1 pseudogene is annotated in these 1687 nt (G+C 41.1%); it reads left to right on the top strand.

Going from position 1 to position 1687, the window contains the following annotated elements:
• Positions 1 to 72: 72 nt before the first annotated feature.
• A pseudogene (locus ODU37_RS10625) lies at positions 73 to 1645 on the top strand (IS3 family transposase).
• Positions 1646 to 1687 lie beyond the last annotated feature (42 nt).

Consider the following 1687-nt stretch of genomic DNA (forward strand, 5'->3'; position numbering starts at 1 on the left):
TGATATACTCCCCTTATAGTGGACAGTGAAAAAACAAAAATTTTCACTAGAAACTATAAAGGGAGTTTTATTATGTCCAAAAGAAGTCCAAAGTCTGTCTCTGAGAAACTAGAAATTGTTCTACTCCACTTGGAAGCTGGGAAATCACTTAGCTGGTTAGCTAGGCGCTATGGTGTGTCTAAAGACACTCTATCAAACTGGGTTCGGAAGTACAAAGAAGCTGGTGTTGAGGGGCTAGAGGAAAGTCGTCACTGGACGAAGTATAGTAAGGAACTAAAGAAACAAGCTGTTTCCGACTATCTCAATGGCTTGGGAAGTCTCAAAGATTTGACTGAAAAATATGGAATTTCTTGTGATTATGTTCTCAGATCTTGGATAAAACGTTATACTAGTGGTAAAGAATTGAAAGCTACTAGTAGAGGAATGAGTCGCATGAAACAAGGACGCAAGACAACATTTGACGAACGGGTTGAGATTGTCAATTTTACCCTTGCCCACGAGAAAGATTACCAAGGGGCTGTTGAGAAGTATGGCGTTTCCTACCAACAGAGGTCTATTCGTGGGTCAGAAAGTTTGAGAAGGACGGTTCTAACGGCCTCCTCGACCGTCGTGGAAAAGGTTTGGAAAGTAAGCCTAATCTGACTTCGGAAGAAGAGTTACGCCTAAAAATCAAGCAACAGGAAGAACGGATTAAGTATCTTGAAATGGAGAATGGCCTGCTAAAAAAGTTAGAAGAAATCAAGCGACGAAATCGACGGTAAGAATGGGTCGCCACTTGGAATCCTTCCAAGCGATTAAAGAATATGCGGATGAACAGAAAGAGGCTTCTATCAGCCACTTGTGCCGTATTCTAAAGGTATCTCGCTCAGGCTATTACAAGTGGTTGCGTCATCAATAAACTCCTTCTGAACAAGAAAATACAAGATTGATAGACGTCATCAAGGACCTTCATAGCCAACATAATGGCATTCTTGGTTATCGTCGTATGACTCGATTTGTCAATCGCAAGCTTGAAACAAACTACAACAAGAAGCGGATTCGTCGCTTGATGCATATTCTAGGTATTCGCTCCATTATCAGAAGATCCAAGGGATATTGCACCAAGACTAGCTTTGTCAATGTAGAAGACAATATTCTCAATCGTGATTTTACAGCTACTGCCCCCAATCAGAAATGGTGTACAGATGTGACTTTCTTGAAGTACGGTATCGGCTGTAAAGCCTATTTGAGTGCGATTAAGGACCTTTATGACGGCTCTATTGTCGCTTATGTGGTTGGTCAGTTTAATGATAATGAGTTGGTATTAGAAACGCTTCGTAAAGCCCGAACAGCTAATCCTGATGCGACACCATTAATTCATAGCGATCGAGGATCACAATATACTTCGAAAGATTATTACCGTCTGACGACTCAGTATCAGATGACACGCTCTATGTCTCGTGTTGGTAAGTGTATTGACAATGCACCAATTGAGAGTCTCTTTGGGCACTTTAAGACGGAGTGCTATGATTTGAAGAAGTATAAGACCTTTGAGGAGCTAGTTTCAGATATTGATGCCTACATCTATTTTTATAATCATCAACGATTTCAAGAACGCAACAACGGCCTTGCCCCTCTTGAAATGAGGAACAAGGCCGTCGCCTAATCTTTTATTATTTCATTGTCCACTTGACAGGGAGCAGTTCAT

Origin of the sequence: Streptococcus sp. 2021WUSS109 (assembly GCF_044427305.1) — a bacterium.
GTDB lineage: Bacteria > Bacillota > Bacilli > Lactobacillales > Streptococcaceae > Streptococcus > Streptococcus suis.